The sequence below is a fragment of the Flavobacterium sp. UBA7680 genome, from assembly GCF_002482975.1.
Classification (GTDB): Bacteria; Bacteroidota; Bacteroidia; order Flavobacteriales; family Flavobacteriaceae; genus Flavobacterium.
On sequence record NZ_DLHA01000032.1, the window covers coordinates 218884 to 237520 of the forward strand.

12 protein-coding genes are annotated in these 18637 nt (G+C 36.0%); 6 read left to right on the top strand and 6 right to left on the bottom strand.

What is annotated here, in order from left to right; all coding sequences use genetic code 11:
- Positions 1-8: 8 nt before the first annotated feature.
- Genes B3C18_RS15055 through B3C18_RS15065 form a run of 3 tightly spaced genes read right to left on the bottom strand, consistent with a single transcriptional unit; the run spans position 9 to position 1862 of the window.
- Positions 9-857, bottom strand: a complete 849-nt coding sequence (locus tag B3C18_RS15055; RefSeq protein ID WP_291148215.1) for a helix-turn-helix domain-containing protein — start codon at positions 855-857, stop codon at positions 9-11.
- Positions 858-882: 25 nt separating this feature from the next.
- A complete protein-coding gene (locus tag B3C18_RS15060) occupies positions 883-1368 on the bottom strand; it encodes a MarR family winged helix-turn-helix transcriptional regulator (RefSeq protein WP_291148218.1) in 486 nt (161 codons plus the stop codon).
- A gap of 2 nt (positions 1369-1370) precedes the next feature.
- Complete coding sequence (locus tag B3C18_RS15065) at positions 1371-1862, bottom strand: GNAT family N-acetyltransferase (protein WP_291148220.1); 492 nt, start codon at positions 1860-1862, stop codon at positions 1371-1373.
- Between the two features lie 224 nt (positions 1863-2086).
- On the opposite strand from B3C18_RS15065, the gene B3C18_RS15070 reads away from it, so the two are divergent.
- The 6 genes from B3C18_RS15070 (at position 2087) to B3C18_RS15095 (ending at position 16101) form a co-directional block, all read left to right on the top strand.
- Positions 2087-2431, top strand: coding sequence for a winged helix-turn-helix transcriptional regulator (locus B3C18_RS15070; protein ID WP_291148223.1), 345 nt, complete (start codon positions 2087-2089; stop codon positions 2429-2431).
- Positions 2432-2779: 348 nt separating this feature from the next.
- The gene (locus tag B3C18_RS15075; protein ID WP_291148225.1) at positions 2780-2926 is read left to right on the top strand and encodes a hypothetical protein; all 147 of its coding nucleotides are present in this window, start codon (positions 2780-2782) and stop codon (positions 2924-2926) included.
- Positions 2927-3608: 682 nt separating this feature from the next.
- A complete protein-coding gene (locus B3C18_RS15080; protein ID WP_349680583.1) occupies positions 3609-4202 on the top strand; it encodes a phage tail protein in 594 nt (197 codons plus the stop codon).
- Between the two features lie 55 nt (positions 4203-4257).
- Positions 4258-5394, top strand: coding sequence for an ABC transporter substrate-binding protein (locus B3C18_RS15085; RefSeq protein WP_291148228.1), 1137 nt, complete (start codon positions 4258-4260; stop codon positions 5392-5394).
- A 14-nt stretch (positions 5395-5408) separates the two neighbouring features.
- Complete coding sequence (locus B3C18_RS15090; RefSeq protein ID WP_291148230.1) at positions 5409-15200, top strand: T9SS type A sorting domain-containing protein; 9792 nt, start codon at positions 5409-5411, stop codon at positions 15198-15200.
- A gap of 52 nt (positions 15201-15252) precedes the next feature.
- The gene (locus B3C18_RS15095) at positions 15253-16101 is read left to right on the top strand and encodes an outer membrane beta-barrel protein (RefSeq protein WP_291148233.1); all 849 of its coding nucleotides are present in this window, start codon (positions 15253-15255) and stop codon (positions 16099-16101) included.
- Between the two features lie 83 nt (positions 16102-16184).
- On the opposite strand, the gene B3C18_RS15100 is transcribed toward B3C18_RS15095, so the two are convergent.
- The 3 genes from B3C18_RS15100 to B3C18_RS15110 all read right to left on the bottom strand — a co-directional run bounded on the left by B3C18_RS15100 (position 16185) and on the right by B3C18_RS15110 (position 18448).
- Positions 16185-16367, bottom strand: coding sequence for a hypothetical protein (locus B3C18_RS15100; RefSeq protein WP_291148235.1), 183 nt, complete (start codon positions 16365-16367; stop codon positions 16185-16187).
- Positions 16368-16491: 124 nt separating this feature from the next.
- A complete protein-coding gene (locus B3C18_RS15105; protein WP_291148236.1) occupies positions 16492-16695 on the bottom strand; it encodes a hypothetical protein in 204 nt (67 codons plus the stop codon).
- A 151-nt stretch (positions 16696-16846) separates the two neighbouring features.
- Complete coding sequence (locus B3C18_RS15110) at positions 16847-18448, bottom strand: Na+/H+ antiporter (protein ID WP_291148238.1); 1602 nt, start codon at positions 18446-18448, stop codon at positions 16847-16849.
- Between the last annotated feature and the right edge of the window lie 189 nt (positions 18449-18637).

Consider the following 18637-nt stretch of genomic DNA (forward strand, 5'->3'; position numbering starts at 1 on the left):
TGATTAGACTATTCGCGGAATTTTCTACGGAACGAAAGTGGTGTTTCTTTGGTGATTTTTTTAAACAATCTTGAAAAATAAGTATGATCTTCAAAACCAAGAGCAAAAGCAATTTCTTTTACTTCGCTTTCGGTATAATAAAGCAATCTCTGCGCTTCAATAATCATAGCATTTTGCAACCAATAAGTAACTGATTTACCCGAAGAAGCATTGACACAATCATTTAAATGTGAAGTTGTAATATTTAATTTCTTTGCAAAATAGGATGGACTTTCTAAAAAGGTACGATCTGAAATCAGCTTTTTGAAATTGTTATAAATTATTCCTGATTGGTTTTTAAGTTCCTTAATTTGGTTTTTTGAGTCTGAATAGATATTGGCCAAATTGTAAATCAAGGCATTAAAAAGACCGTTAATAATTTGGGTTTTATTTGGGTTTAAACTTTTAAAACTGCGATGTAGTAAATAAATGGTTTCTAAAAGTTCTTCTTTATATATTGGATCAATTGTATTTAGCTGTTCAGAAATTTTTAAATTCTGAAAAATTTCTATACAGTTATTAGGTATTAAAAATGGTGCTACGCCAATATAATACCCGGCTGCATCAATAGTACCATCTTGTCCGTGATGAATTTGAAGTGGTTTAATCATCAATACATTGGTTGCCTTTATTTCAATATCGATCATATCACATTGAAGTGTGGCCTGCCCTTTTGTTAGTACAAAAAATATATAAAAATCATCGCGATGTGCTTCTAATTTAGCATCAAAATTAGCCAAATCATCAGCAGAATGGTAGGCGATAAAAATACCTCCAACCGCTTCGGGACTTTGATTGTATATGGGTATTTTTTTCAATGACTGTGGTATTTGGAATGATTGATTACTTCTCTCCTTCGCTTTTCAACTGCAATGCACGTTGCAAAAAACTTTGATGCACAATTTTATTCTCAGCTTCATTAATAGCCTGAAGTAGATTATTTTGATTGTCGGCAATTTCACTTAAGGCTTTTTTCATAACATCCCAAACAGGCTTCATCTGCGCGATTAGTTCCTGTCCTTTTGCTGTAAGTTGAAGGAGTCTTTTTCGTTCGTCGATTTTATCTTTTTTAGAACGAATCAGTTTTTGTTTTTCCAGTTCTTTTAATAAACTTATGGTTGATGGATGTGTATAACCGATTTCATTGGCAATCTCCACTACGCTTAAAACCTCTTTATGATATAAAGTATAAATTACGGGAAACCATTTAGGTTCAAAATCAATTCCGTATGACTTATAAAATAAGGCACCGTCTTTTCGTAATTGCTCGCTCAATCGCTGCAATCGTGTAGAAAGGGCCAATATTCCTGATTCGTCTATAATGTTCATCTTTATTTCTTTAAAGTTAAATGACAGAATACATTGTCTGGTGCCATTAAAGGAAATGCTTTTGGAAGCTTTTCTTTGTCGATTCGCACGAAATCATTCTTTTCATAAAAACGTAATGCGGCTTCTAAAATTGAAACTGTTCCCAAATATAAATCATCGATTCCGTTTTCTTTGCAATAAGTTATTAATGTCTCTAATAATTTTTGGGCGATTGAAAATTCTTTTCCGCGAAATTCTTTCTTTACAAACATCTTTCTAATTGCTGCTTCAGTATCAGAAAATTTTACCAAAGCGATCGTTCCAACTAATTCTTCATTTATAAAAGCTCCCCAAAAACCTCCTCCGCTGGCATAATAAAAATCATTAATAGTAAGCAGATCCGGCTGGTCTTCGATAGTAATGGGAACATTAAATTCTTTTTGCTGAATGTTTAATATTAAATCAACAATAACATTTGAATACTGGTTTTCTACAAGTTTAATTTTTGGCTCCATGATATTTTATTTTTTGTATTACAAAACTACGTAGTTAAATACATAAATAAAAACATTTCTTCAATTTTATGATTTATTTTTTACTTTTGTTGTGCTATGCCACGAAGGCACTAAGGCGCTAAGTTTTTTAATGCCACATATTAAAGTATTAAAATGATCTTGTGAGATTTATACAAACTCAAAAAACTTAAAATTTCTTATATAACTTATATGGTTTAAAAAATATGGAGAGAAATCAAAAAGAGGAAGTTCAGGCGCTTCAGGATACTATATATGTTTTAGGAGGAAAATGGAAACTGCCTATTATAAATTCTATCTGTAATGGAAATTATAGATTTAAGGATATTAAGGAAAGTATTCCGGGAATTACTTCGCGAATGTTATCGAAGGAATTAAAAGATATGGAACTGAATAATTTGGTAAAAAGAACGGAAGATCGTGATGCAAAAGTTCCCATTCTTTATGAATCAACTTCTTATTGTCAATCCTTTGGCCCTATAATTTTAGAAATGATTAAATGGGGAATTTCACATCGAAATCATATTAAAAATAGAGAAGAAAAAGTTTAGAATGTTTCTTATACTATTAGAAATTTCAGAAATAATTGACAATTTAGATTTTCTCTAAAAAAATCATTTTTTATTTTTTTTCATAATCGAAAGATTTTCAAAGCATTAAATTATTTCCACGAAAATTATTCTAAAATTCCAGAAAATCATTAAAACTAAATTATCGATTTATTCGTAAGTACGAAAGATTAGATTTTAGTTGTAATCATTTATTTTCTATTAATTTTAAAAGATTGAAACGTGGATAGATTAAGCATCCAAAGATTAAAAAAGACTTTGTCATACCTTGAAAGTAAACAACGTGAACTGAAAAGGCAAAATAATACGGACACAAGAAGTATTGAATCGATGATAAAGTATTTAAAAAAAGATATGCTGGAGCAGTTTAATTTAACCAATTATGATATCTATATTAAGGAGGAAGCTAAAAACACTGAAATTTTTATTAAAAGTGTCAAAAATATAATAGACGAACATTCGTCTTGCGAAGCTTAAAATTTTGGAAATCACCTACTGAAGTTATTCTTCAAAACTATAAACCGCATCAATATCCACATCTAAGGATATTCTTTAAATAAACTGTCAGGAACTTTTTTCGAAACCTTAATAAATAAGGTAACGAGGATATAGTTCCTGACAGTTTTGTTTTATTTCTACTCTGAATCAGTATATTATACAATAATATTTTTTATTTACCTCGAAAAATTCTGACAAATATTTAATTTCTGTTTGTAAGCTTTTATTTATCTTTATTATATTCTTTAATAGCGAAGAAACTTACAAGCCGAAAAGTACAGGTTAAATCAATTTTGCTTTAACTCTTTATTACGCAAAAAAACCTTATAAAATTTACCTTACAAGCCTTTATACTAAAAGCAATTTCATGACAAGAAAAACCTGTTCTATGACATATTTTTCCCTGTTAACCTATTTGAAATCTAATTTTAATCCTGAATTAAAACCATAAAAGTTTAGGGATTCAATTTAAAAATGTAGGAACTATTTTTTTTAGCAAAATAATTTTCATTTAAAAATCAGGTATAAACACCTGCTTTAAAAATAGTTACATTCAAGTAACTTAGCGTTGTAATAAAAAACTGTCAGAGTATTTTTTAACCAAATCTGGCAAATTATTAATAAAACAAAAAACTAATATTAACTATTAAATTAAAAAATTATGAATGAACCTTTCTTAGGAGCAATTTTGGCTTTTGGATTTACTTTTAATCCTAGAGGCTGGCAAACTTGTAGTGGCCAATTAATATCAATAGCTCAAAACACTGCCCTTTTTTCATTATTGGGTACTACTTACGGAGGAAATGGACAAACTACTTTTGCTTTGCCAGATTTAAGAGGCCGCAGCATGGTTGGTGTTGGTAACGGGCCTGGCTTAACCCCTATTACTTATGGGCAAGTTGGTGGAACTGAAACTACTACATTAACTATAAACAATATGCCACAGCACAATCACCAACTTGTTCCTGGAGTTAATGCTGGTCAGGTAAATTTAGTTACTAGTGCTAGTGCGTATTCTAATGGTACTACCTCTAATGAAACCGACAGCGGTACTAACTTCTTGGGAGCTGCTGGGGCTACACCTGCTATTTATAGTGAGCCAACTGCAAATACAGTTAAAATTGGAGGTATAACTTCAAGTATATCTGGTTCTACATCTATAATAGGAGGTTCTCAGGCATTTAGCATTAGAGATCCATATTTGGGTATTAATCTTTGTATTGCTATGGAAGGAATTTTCCCTTCTCGTAACTAATATCAAATTATAAAAACAGAGGTATTCCTGCCTCTGTTTTTTTTAATCTAATTTTATGGATAACGACATCAAAATAGGAATTTTAATTCCAAAGTCACAACAGTATCCCGGCCTGGATAAAGATTTTATGCGAGGTTTAAAACTTAACAATCTCAAAACAAAATTTTTTGTCGAAAGTATTGGTATTGCTGCAGACGATAAAATAATAATTGAGAAAATTCAGAAATTAAATTTTCAGGAAGATGTATCTATTATTATAGGTTTTTTTGGTCATTATAATGTAGACGAAGTTTATAAATATGCTTCAAACAATGATATTTTATTAATAGCTGCAGATTTAGGAGCGACATTACCTTATGAAACTGTAACTCCAAAAGGGGTTTATATTAACTCATTTGGATTAACTGAATCTTGCTATCATTTAGGAAATTATCTAACAACAAGCAAAAAGTATAAAAAAATTGCCACTTCGACTTCGTTCTATGACTCTGGTTATGGTATGCTGAGTGCTATTGAATATGCATTTAAGGAAGATAGTAATTTTTCAGGACATTACATTACTCCTTTTGTACCAAGAGAAGATGAAGCCATATATATGGATCAGACTATTAATAATCAAGAACCTGATGCCGTTTTTGCATTTTACAGCGGTATATATGCCGAAGAAAATGCTGGTTTTGTAAGTAAAAATAAGATTACACAAAAATATCCTTTTTATGTAACTCCTTTTTTTATCAACGATAAAATATTAGAAAACTACAAAACCAATCCACATAATCTTTATGTAGTAAGTTCATGGATGCAAAATGATACTGAAACATTAGATTTCACCTCCGAATATCTAAAAACTTATTCAGAAAGTCCGTCTGTTTTTTCAATTTTAGGATATGAAAACGGACTGATATTAAAGAACGTTCTTCTAAATGCAAAAGACTTTAGTTTGAATTCTTTAATTGAAGAGATAAACAAATTAAATATTGTAGGTCCCAGAGGAGCTATTTGCTTTGACAAGGAAACAAACAGAACAATATTTAATCATTATATCTACGAATTAAATTTAGATTCCCTTAATAATATAAGCTTTAGGAAAATTGAGACATTGATAAATGACGGAAATTTTATTAAGGCTTTCACTTCATTTACAAAGCCTGATCAACAAGGCGGTTGGCAGAATGCTTATTTATGTCATTAACTAAAACGTATGTTATGAAAAAAAAATTACTCTTATTTATTATGCTCTTGTGCACATTTTTTGTGCAGCAAAAAGCAAATGCCCAACTGGGACCGGGAGATATAGCCTTTATTGGTTATAATACAAATCCTCTGGATGGTTTTTCTTTTATTGTTTTAAAAGATATACCAGCCGGAACAATTATTTATTTTAGTGAACGTGGATGGAATGGTACAACATGGAATGTTGGAAGTACTGAATCGCATCTTCAATGGACAGTACCTTCTTTAACCACAGTAGGAACTATTATTTCGGTAATGGAAACAGCTGCCGACACTTTTACTGTAACGGGTACCACGGGTATTGGTTATGCTCCTGGCTTTACTACAGGATTTAACCTTAATGGTGGTGATCAAATTTTAGCTTATCAATCATCTACAGGTGTTCAACCCGTGTTACCAGACCTTCCAACTTTTATAGCTGGTGTTCATGGTGATTACAATTCTGCTGATTATGACACAACAACTAAATGGAATCTAGCTGGTACAACAGGAGGTAATTCAAGTGCTTTACCGTCAGGATTAACTAATGGATCAACTTGTATTTCTTTATATCCGGCACCAGGTCCAGAATATCCAAATGCTAAATATAATGGTACGTTAACAGGGAATGTTACTACTTTATTAGGACTTATCAATGATACGGCAAACTGGACTAAAGATACTGGTACTACTCCAGCTAACTATCCTATAACTGCGGCTAGTTATCCAACTCCATCTATATCGACAACACCGCCGGTATTTACTTTGCAGCCAACTAGCAAAACTATTTGCCCTACTGCTAATACTTCATTTTCAGTTGCTGCAACTAATGCTACTAGCCTTCAATGGCAGGTTAATGATGGAAGTGGTTTTGTTAACGTTTCGAATGGTGGTGTTTACTCAATCGTAACTTCTATAGGTACTAGCAGTACCTCTACACTAACTATAACAGGTGCTACATCTGGAATGACTGCTTATATTTATCGATGTGTGGCTGGAGGAGCTTCTTCTGTAAATTCTTCTACTGCAACATTAACCGTTCCAACGGCACTTGGCAGTTCAATTTCATCACAAAGTAATGCGAGTACATACGGTGCTAATAATGGCTCGGCTACAATTGCTGTTACGGGCGGAACTACTCCTTATTTCTATTCATGGTCTCCATCTGGAGGAACAGCAGCTACTGCTTCTGGTCTTACTGCGGGGACTTATACAGTTACCATTACTGATAGTACTCCTAATGGAATCGGCGGCTGCTCTAAAACTCAGACTGTAACTATTACAGAACCTGCTGGGTCTATTGTATCAACAACATCATTGAGTGCTTTTACAAGCTGCAGTGGAGCTTCTACCGCACAGAGTTTCACGATAAGTGGTGGTGGTTTGACCTCATCATTGGACGTACTAGCTCCAACTGGTTTTGAAATTTCTACATCAGTAGCTGGTATTTACACCAACAATATTTCTTTTCCTAACGTAGGCGGTGTTGTAACAACTAAAACCATATATGCTCGTTTAGCGGCATCAGCTACAGGAACACCATCTGGAAACATTACTGTTTCTTCTACTGGTATAGCAACAAAAAATGTCGCTGTTACAGGAAGTATGAATACTATAGCTTTTACAGCTCAGCCATCTGCAAGTACAATTTGTGCAGGGGCTAATACGACTTTCTCAGCTACAGCTTCAAATGCTACAGGATATCAATGGCAAGTAGATCAGGGTGCTGGTTTTGCTAATATTTCAGCCTCTGCTCCATATTCTGGTACAACTACTGCAACATTAACTATTACTGGCGCAACTGCAGCATTAAATGGATATGTGTACAGAGTCATAGCAACAGGAACATGTCCATCTGCTACTTCAAACAACGCTGCCTTGACTATTAATACGGCTCCGGCTATTACAGCACAGCCATCTGCAAGTACAATTTGTGCAGGTGCTAATACTACTTTTTCTGCAACTGCCTCAGGTGCTACAGGTTATCAATGGCAGGTAGATCAGGGTGCTGGTTTTGCTAATGTTCCAGCTGCTGCACCATATTCTGGTACAACTAGTGCAACATTAACTATTACTGGTGCAACTGCGGGATTAAGCGGATATATCTACAGAGTTGTTGCTACAGGTACATGTACTCCTAATGCAACTTCAAATAGTGCGTCTTTAACGGTAAATCAAGCGCCAGCAATTACTGCGCAGCCATCTGCAAGTACAATTTGTGCAGGTGCTAATACTACTTTCTCTGCAACTGCATCAAATGCTACAGGTTATCAATGGCAGGTAGATCAGGGTGCTGGTTATTCTAATGTTCCAGCTGCTGCACCATATTCTGGTACAACTTCTGCAACACTAACTATCACAGGCGCAACTGCGGGATTAAACGGATACGTTTACAGAGTTGTTGCTACAGGTACATGTACTCCTAATGCGACTTCAAACGGTGTGGCTTTAGGTGTAAATCAAGCTCCGGCAATCACTGCTCAGCCATCTGCAAGTATAATTTGTGCAGGAGCTAATACCACTTTCTCTGCTACAGCTGCAAATGCTACAGGTTATCAATGGCAGGTAGATCAGGGTGCTGGTTTTTCTAATGTTCCAGCCGCTGCACCATATTCTGGTACAACTTCTGCGACATTAACTATCACTGGCGCAACTGCGGGATTAAATGGATATATATATAGAGTTGTTGCTACAGGTTTATGTACTCCTAATGCAACTTCAAATAGTGCATCTTTAACGGTAAATCAAGCTCCGGCAATCACTGCACAGCCAACTGATAGTTCTATTTGTTCTGGATCTAATACAACATTTAGTGCTGGAGTTTCTGATGCTACAGGATATGTATGGCAAGTAAACTCAGGAGCTGGATTTAGTAATGTTACAAGTGGTGCTCCTTACTCGGGAGAGACTACAGCAGCACTAACTATAACTGGCGCAACTGCTGCATTAAATAATTACCAATATCGTTTAATAGCAACTGGAAATTGTACTCCAGCTGCGGTTACAAATGCGGTAACATTACAAGTATCTGATATAACAGCTACCTCAACACAAGTGGATGTTGCTTGTAATGGAGATGCTAATGGTTCATTATCAGTAGTACCATCTGGAGGTGTAGGATCTTACACTTATCTTTGGTCAAATGCTGCTACATCTTCTTCTATTAGTAATTTAGCACCTGGAAATTATACTGTTAGTATAAAAGATGCTATTCTATGTGAAAAAATATTAAACTTTACTATAACAGAACCACCTGTATTAGTGGCTTCTCAGGGAACTATAAATAATGTAAGCTGTAACTCTGGAACAAATGGAACAGCAACAGTAGTAGTAACTGGAGGAACTCCTGGTTATACTTATTCATGGTCTCCTTCTGGAGGAACGGCAGCTACTGCTTCTAGTCTGGCTGCAGGAACTTATACAGTTACTGTTACCGACGCTAATGCATGTCAAACTACACAAAGTTTTACTATTACAGAACCAGCTGCTCTTGCGGTTGTACCATCACAAACTGATGTTTTATGTAACGGTGCTGCAACTGGATCTGCTAGTGTAGTCGTTTCAGGAGGAACTAGTGCTTACACTTATTCTTGGTCACCTTCTGGTGGAACGGCTGCAACTGCAAATGGTCTAACAGCGGGAACATATACTGTTACAGTTACTGATGCTAATAGCTGTCAGATAACACAAAGTTTTACTATTATAGAACCTTCTGCTCTAGTAGCATCACCAGTAGCACAAACTAATATAGCTTGCTTTGGTGGTAACACTGGATCTGCAAGCATAAGTGCAACAGGAGGATCTGGAGGATATACCTATTCTTGGTCTCCATCTGGAGGAACTGCCGCTACAGCTACAGGATTAACAGCTGGAACATATACTGTTACAGTTACTGATAGTAACTTATGTCAGGCAACTCAAAGTTTTACAATTACTGAACCTGCTGCTGCACTTACAGCTACTGCTGTCGGACAAACAGATGTTTCATGTAATGGAGGTGCAAATGGAACTGCTACAGTTTCTGTAAGCGGAGGAACTCCTGGATATTCTTATTCTTGGGCTCCAACCGGGGGAAATACGGCTAGTGCAAATGGACTATCGGCAGGAACGTATACTGCTACAATCACCGATGCAAATGGATGTCAAACTACTCAAAGCTTTACGATTACTGAACCTGCTGCTCTTGTAGCTAGTTTTGGTTCTCAAACTAATGTTTCTTGTAACGGTGGTACAAATGGTACTGCAACTGTAAATGTAACTGGTGGAACCGGAGCTTACACTTACTCATGGTCCCCTACCGGAGGAAATGCTGCTACTGCGTCTGGTTTAACACAAGGAACTTACACAGTTACTGTTACAGATGCTAATTCATGTCAAACTACACAAAGTTTTACTATTACTGAACCTGCAATTTTATCGTTAACATCATCACAAACGGATGTTCTGTGTAATGGCGGTGCAACAGGAACGGCTTCAGTAGTTGTATCTGGAGGTACAGCACCATATACTTATTTATGGTCACCTTCTGGAGGAACGGCTGCAACAGCAACTGGACTAGCAATTGGAAATTATAGTGTTTTAGTAACAGACTCTAATGGCTGTTCAATAACACAAAGTTTTACAATCACACAACCAAGCGCTTTATTTGCTACACAAAGTCAAATAAGTGCAACTTGTTCAACTGGTGGTCAGGCTTCGGTAAGCGTTAGCGGTGGTACAACTCCATATTCTTATTTATGGTCACCATCTGGTGATACAACTGCAATAGCAACCGGATTAACTGCCGGAGCTAATAGTGTTGTAGTTACTGATGCTAATGGTTGTACAATAACAAGAAACTTTACAATTACGACGACTAATACTTTAGTTGCAACTACTTCTCAAACGGATGTATTATGCTTTGGGGCTAATACAGGATCTGCTGCTGTAGTTCCAAGCGGAGCACCTGGGCCTTTTACTTACGTATGGTCACCATCTGGTGGAAATGCTGATACAGCAACTAATCTTACAGCTGGTAATTATTCTGTAACGATTACATCTGCTAACGGATGTTCTATTGTAAAAAACTTTACTATTACAGAACCAACTGAACTTATAGTAACTCCAAGTCCGCAAATAAATACTTCTTGTAATGGAGGAGCAAACGGATCTGCAACTGTTGTTGTTACAGGAGGAACCGGAGGTTATACATACTCTTGGGCTCCAACTGGAGGAAATAATGCAACTGCAAATGGTCTTTCTGCCGGAACATATACAGTAACTGTACAAGATGCTAACTTATGTACCAAAACTCAAAGTTTTACTATTACAGAACCAACTATTCTTGCTGCTACTACATCACAAACAGATGTTTCTTGCAACGGAGGAACTAACGGAACTGCTACAGTAAATGTAACTGGTGGAACTGGTGCCTATACATACACTTGGTCTCCTACTGGAGGAAATGCTGCAACTGCTTCTGGCCTTGTTGCTGGAACGTATACAGTAACAGTACAAGATGCAAACTTATGTCAAATAACTTCATCTGTTACTATTACAGAACCAGCTATTCTTGCCGCAACAGCATCTCAAACAGATGTTACTTGTAATGGATTAAACAACGGAACTGCTACAGTAATTCCAACTGGAGGTACAGCACCATATACTTATTCTTGGTCTCCTTCTGGAGGAACAGCAGCTACTGCTACTGGATTAAGTCCTGGAACTTACACTGCAACAATTACAGATGCTAATGGTTGTTTTACAACTCAATCTGTTACAATTACTGAACCTACTCTACTTACTTTAACTCCATCTCATACAGATGTTTCTTGTAATGGAGGGGCAAACGGAACTGCAACTATAACTCCTGCTGGAGGAACCGCTCCTTACACTTATTCTTGGAGTCCTTCTGGAGAAACTACTGCATTGATAAACAATCTTATTCCAGGAACTTACACTGTAACCGTTACAGATGCTAATGGTTGTGCTGCAACTGAATCTATTGTTATAACAGAACCAACTGCTATGACAACATCAGCAACACAAACAGATATTTCTTGTAATGGTGCAGCAAACGGAACTGCAACTGTAACTGTATCTGGAGGAACTGGAGCATATACTTACTCTTGGTCTCCTTATGGAGGAACTGCTCCAACTGCAACAGGTCTTGCCGCTGGACTTTTTACAGCAATCATTACTGATGCTAATGGATGTCAAACAATACAAACAGTAACAATCATTGAACCAGCTGTTCTTTCTGCAACAATATCTCAAACAGATGTTTCTTGCAACGGAGGAACTAACGGAACTGCAACTGTAACTGCAACTGGAGGTACAACACCATATACTTATTCTTGGTCACCATCAGGTGGAACGGCTGCAACAGCTTCTGGATTAAGTGCAGGAACTTATACCGTAACTGTTACAGATGCTAACGGATGTACTACAACACAATCTGTTACAATTACAGAACCTACAATCCTTACTGCAACTGCATCTCAGACTGATGTTTCTTGTAATGCAGGAACAAACGGAACTGCAACGGTAACTGCAACAGGAGGTACAACACCATATACTTATTCTTGGTCACCATCTGGAGGAACAGCTGCAACAGCTTCTGGATTAAGTGCAGGAACTTATACTGCAACCATTACAGATGCTAACGGATGTTTTATAACACAAACAGTAACAATTACTGAACCTTCTGCCCTTTCTGTAACATCATCTAAAACAGATGTTTCTTGCAACAGCGGAGCTAACGGATCTGCAACTGTAAATGTAACTGGAGGAACTCCTGGTTATACATACTCTTGGGCTCCATCTGGAGGAACAAATGCAACAGCAAATGGATTAAGTGCAGGAACTTATACTGCAACTATTACTGATGCTAACGGTTGTACTACAACTCAATCTGTAACTATTGCTGAACCTACAATCCTTGCTGCAACAACATCTCAAACAGATGTTTCTTGCAACGGAGGAACTAACGGAGTTGCAACAGTAACTACAACTGGAGGAACTGGAGCTTATACATACTCTTGGGCACCTTTTGGTGGAACAGCAGCAACTGCAACCGGATTAAGCGCAGGAACTTACACTGCTACAATTACAGACGCTAATGGTTGTTCTACAACACAATCTGTTACAATTACAGAGCCAGCAATTCTTACTGCAACAGCATCTAAAACAGATGTTTCTTGCAACGGAGGAACTAACGGAACTGCAACGGTAACTGCAATTGGAGGAACTGCACCATATACTTATTCTTGGTCACCTTCTGGAGGAACAGCTGCAACAGCTTCTGGTCTTGCTGCGGGAACTTATACTGCAACTATTACAGATGCTAACGGATGTACAACAACACAATCTGTTACAATTACAGAACCAACAATTCTTGCTGCAACAGCATCTAAAACAGATGTTTCTTGTAACGCAGGAACAAACGGAACTGCAACTATAACTGCAACTGGAGGAACAACACCATATACTTATTCTTGGTCACCTTCTGGAGGAACAGCTGCAACAGCAACTGGATTAAGCGCAGGAACTTATACTGCAACTATTACAGATGCTAACGGTTGTTTTACAACACAAACAGTAACAATTACTGAACCTTCTGCTCTTTCTGTAACATCATCTAAAATAGATGTTTCTTGTAACGGAGGAGCTAACGGATCTGCAACTGTAAATGTAACTGGAGGAACTGGAGGAACTGGAGCTTATACTTATTCTTGGGCACCATCAGGTGGAACAGCTGCAACTGCAACTGGATTAAGCGCAGGAACTTATACTGCAACTATTACAGATGCTAACGGTTGTACTACAACACAATCAGTAACTATTGCTGAACCAACAATCCTTTCTGCAACAGCATCTAAAACTGATGTTTCTTGCAACGGAGGAGCTAACGGATCTGCAACAGTAACTGCAACTGGAGGAACTGGAGCTTATACTTACTCTTGGTCACCATCAGGTGGAACAGCTGCAACAGCAACTGGATTAAGCGCAGGAACTTATACTGCAACTATTACAGATGCTAACGGTTGTACTGCAACACAATCAATTACTATTGCTCAACCAACAATTCTTGCTGCAACAATATCTAAAACAGATGTTTCTTGCAACGGAGGAACTAACGGAACTGCAACAGTAACTGCAACTGGAGGAACAGCTCCTTACACTTATTCTTGGTCACCTTCTGGTGGAACAGCTGCAACAGCAACAGGATTAAGCGCAGGAGTTTACACTGTAACAATTACAGATGCTAATGGATGTTTATTAACTCAAACAATAACTATTATTACAACTCCAGATGCAACAGCTCCAGTACCAACTGTAGCTAATCTTCCGGAAATAAGTAACTATTGTGCAGTTTCAGCATCGGATATTGCTATTCCAACTGCTACAGATAATTGTGCAGGAATTTTAAATGGAACTACAACAGATCCTTTAAGCTACAATGCTGTAGGAACTTATGTAATTACATGGACATACAATGACGGAAATGGAAACATTACGACACAGCCGCAAACAATAAAAGTACTTGCTTCTCCATTGAATGCTGTAACTTTTAGCGATGCTCAATTTACATACGATGGAAATGCTCATGCATTGCAAGTTGCGAATCTTCCAACAGGAGCAACTGTTACTTATTCTGCAAATAATACGTCAACAAATGCTGGTACATATGTAGTTACTGCTACAGTAACACCATCAGCTAGTGCGTCAAATTGTGCAGTAGTAACGCTAACAGCGAATCTTGTTATTAATAAAGCAGCACAGCAAATTACATTTAGTGCAATTCCGGTTAAAACACTTGGAGCAAATAATACCTTTAATTTAACAGCGACTTCAAATTCAAATTTAGCTGTTACTTACACATCAACATACACTACACCATTAGCTCCTGCAACAGTTTCTGCTACAGGCGTGGTAAATATGTTGAGATCTGGTGATGTATTAATTACGGCTCATCAGCCTGGAGATAGCAACTATCTTCCTGCAGCCGATGTTTCACAGTTGTTAGTTATCTTAAACAACAATATCGATGTTAAGAAAATCACTATCGGAACAAAAGTTTTTGATAACCCTGGAAAAACAATTTTTTATGTTCTGCCATGTGGAGAAACAAATCCAAATGTTTCTGTCTTAAATGAGTCAGGTGCAGTTATAACTCCTTCTAGTAATTTTACAATTCAAACTCCTAAACCAGGAATTTACAACCAGAATGTAACAATTACATCACAAGATGGAAGTTTATCAGCAACTTATTCTATCGTGGTTGTGAAACCGTTTAATTTCTTTGACATTGTTAAACAGAAATTTAATAACGTACTTCTTGTAAATAACAATCCACAGACAAATGGTGGTTATGAGTTTGCTTCTTACGAATGGTTCAAAAACGACGAACCAATAGGAACTGGACAGTATTATTCTGCAGGAAACAGTATTACTTCCCTATTAGATCCAACGGCAGATTATAGTGTAAAAATGACAACCAAAGATGGAAAAGTACTATATGTATGTGCTTCAAAAATCGCATTGACAAATACGCTGCTGGCTAAAGTTTATCCTAACCCAATTGAAATTGGAAAAGTAGTAACTGTTGAAGCAGATTTCCCTGAAGAAGAATTAGCGAAAATGCAAATTAGCCTTTACACTGTTACAGGTCAATTGGTAAAAACTGTACAATCATCTACAGCTAAAACTGAAATACAATTACCTCAAACAACTGAGAGCAATATGTACATGGTAGTTCTTGAAACGCCTAACATCAAAAAAACTTTCAAAGTAATTGTAAAATAAATAAACCCTGCCAGTACTAGATAAAAATAGTACTGGCATAATATAACTTAAGATGAAAAAAAATATTTACAGCTATATCACATCCATTGCCCTTTTTACGGCATTTTTAGCAGCGTCTTTAAATAGTTATGGCCAGGATAAAAAACAAGAATTTTCGATTTCTTTGGGAGGGCCATTTTCCTATATCGATTCTGATTCTTCAGGAAAAACAGTACCAGGAATTGGTGTTAGTGCAGGTCTTCGTTATTCTTATTATTTAAGCGAAAGTTTAAGTTTAGGAATTGGCGTTGAATATCAAACCTACAATTCAGATTTGAAATTCAGTTCCTTATACGGAGCATATGCCACAACTGACGCTGAAAATGAGAATTTCCAGTTTAGATACAGAGCTACAAATGTAAGAGAAGAACAAAAACTGGCTTATATCAATGTGCCAATTAATATTCAGTTTGAAACTCCGGGAACATCAAAATTATATGTTGCTGCAGGTGCTAAAATTGGTTTCGCTTCAAGCGGAAGTTATAAAACAACTTTTCAAAATCTAACTACAAGCGGTTACTATCCACAATACAATGTAGAGTTATTTAGTCCGGCTTTTGCAGGTTTTGCAAGTACAAACAATTTAGTAACCGGCGAGCAGGATCTTGATACAGAAGTTTCGTATTCAGCAACTTTTGAAACTGGCTTAAAACAAGAATTAGGCAATAGAAATTCTATATACATTGGTACCTATTTTGAGTACGGTTTAAACAATATCTATGATAAAACCGGAAACGGACAGCTTGTTAAATACAATGCAGAACAGCCAGTACAATTAGGATATGACACTTTACTCAATTCTCCTAACAGCTGCACAAGACTTGTTTCATACGGTCTTAAATTAAGATTTGCATTGCGATAATTAATTTTTGACCAAATAAAAAAAGCTATTCAGTATTTATTGAATAGCTTTTTTTTGTATTTTAAAGTCTAAGTTCCTAATTATTATCTTCTTTTCTTTTGCTGACCCGGAGCATAAGCTTTTGCACTTTTGCTGCCAGATGCTTTTTTAGCCTGCCCAGGAGGAACTTTTCCTGATGGTGAAGAAGAATTATGAACACTACAGCTTACAATACAGGCGATCAATAAAGTAAAAGAGAAAAATTTAATAAATTTTGCGATTTTCATTAGTTTGTTTTTTTATGTCCAAAAATACTATTTTGAATATTAAAAAACTTTATAATCATTATAAACAACAAAAAACCTGTAACAGACAATTCGTCACAGGTTTTTAAATCTATAATACTATATTCTACTTTTTAACAGAATCTGTTGCAATAGTTCTAACCGTATCATTTGTAACTGTATCAACATCTGGTCCTACAGTATCAATAATAGCTTCGGTCGAATCTATACTGCTTTGTGACTCTATCGTCGGTTCATTCTTCTTACACGAAAATGCCAATCCCGTTAACAAGATCAACATTGCAATTTTAATTTTTAATATCGTTTTCATAATTATATTCTTTTTGTTTGTATTCGTTTTAATATCTTCAAATTTAACTTTCTGAATATCAAACCTATTACATAATTACAGCTATCATTTATATGAATCAAAGAAATCGATATAAAACTCTTATAAATTTGGTTTTTAAGTCCTAAAAATGCTATTCCTCATACATTTCCATCCAAAGACGCGTTTCTTCAAGATCAAGTTCTTTTTCTATTTTCCTAAAAATCTCTTCGTTTACAGAACCTGCTTTATGCATAACTTCGAGTTTACCGCGCTCAACATTCAAAAGATCAATTTGAATTTTGGTAAAATCATTAAATATTTCATTTCCAAAGACTTTTCCGTTTCCAAAAAAGTTCGCCGGAAGTTCCGTTTTCTGCAAACGATTAAATTTTACTTCATATTTACTTTTAATATTATGCAGTAATTCATCATCCAGCAATGATAAATTATCTTCGATATGTGCAATGGTTTCAGAAACAATAATATTTCGAACATCATATTCCTCTGCCAAAATAGAATAACGCTCAATTTTAAGTTTTTTAATAAGCCACGGAAGCGTAAGCCCCTGAATAACCAAAGTGGAAAGAATCACACAAAAAACCAAATAAATAATCAGGTTTCTTAGAGGAAATTCTTCCGTTTTATTCAGCATTAACGGAAGTGCCAAAGCAGCAGCCATCGAAACCACGCCGCGCATTCCCGACCATCCAAAAACAATCATGTTTCGATAATCAAATTCTTCCTTCATTCGGATTTTTTTACTAAGCATCCTCGGAATCATTGTTGCCGGAATTACCCATAAAAAACGAACGACAATCACAACAATACTAATTACAGCTCCCCAAATAAATAAAGAATCTCCAGAATAATTGCTGATTCCTTCAATAATTTGTCGCAGCTGCAATCCAATTAAAATGAAAATTAAACCGTTTAGAATATTACTCAAAACATCCCATATCGTATTGGTCATGATTCGGCTTTCATGAGAAAAAATAGTACCAGATCTTGCGGCCAAAAAAAGTCCGGTAGTTACAACTGCCAAAACTCCCGATCCATGAAAATGTTCCGCAATCAAATAAGATGAAAAAGGTGTCAATAACGTAAGTGTTACCTCAATAATGTCATCGCAAACAAATCTTTTATGGATATAATACATTATAAAACCAATAGCCAAACCTATTGCAATCCCTAAAACCGACATCAAAACAAAGTTTAATCCAGCCTGCCACAAAACAAAATTCCCTGCTGTAATTGCAGTTAAAGCATATTTATAAGCCACAAGACCGCTGGCATCATTCACCAAACTCTCCCCTTCCAAAATGGCAATTAATCTTGGATGAAGACCTAAGCCTTTAGTAATAGACGTTGCAGAAACTGCATCTGGAGGGGAAACAATAGCGCCAAGTAAAAAAGCTAACGGCCAGGAAATATCATCTATAAGCCAGTGTGCCACAACAGCAACCAATCCTGTAGTAAAAAAAACCAACCCAACAGCTGCCAAAGTTATCGGGCGGATTGTCTGTTTAAATTCAGACCAGCTTGTATGCCATGCGGCATGATACAAAAGCGGCGGAAGAAATATAATAAAAACAACTTCGGGGCTCAACGCGATAACAGGCAATCCCGGAAAAACACTAATAATAACACCACAAAGTACCAGTACAATTGGTATTGGAAAATTATACCTTTTACTTATTAAACTAAGAAAAGCTACGCCAAAAAGTAACATTATAATTACTGTGATATTTTCCATTTACTGCGGGTATTTATTTGTTTTGGATGATAATTTGTGGCTACTAAATTAATATTTTATGATAATTAAATTAGAATATCACCGAAAAAATTACAGCTTACTATTCATACAAATATCAAAAATAATTACTTAAAAAGATGACGTTTTATCCACTCAAATAGTTAAAAACAACGATTCAAATTCCATTTA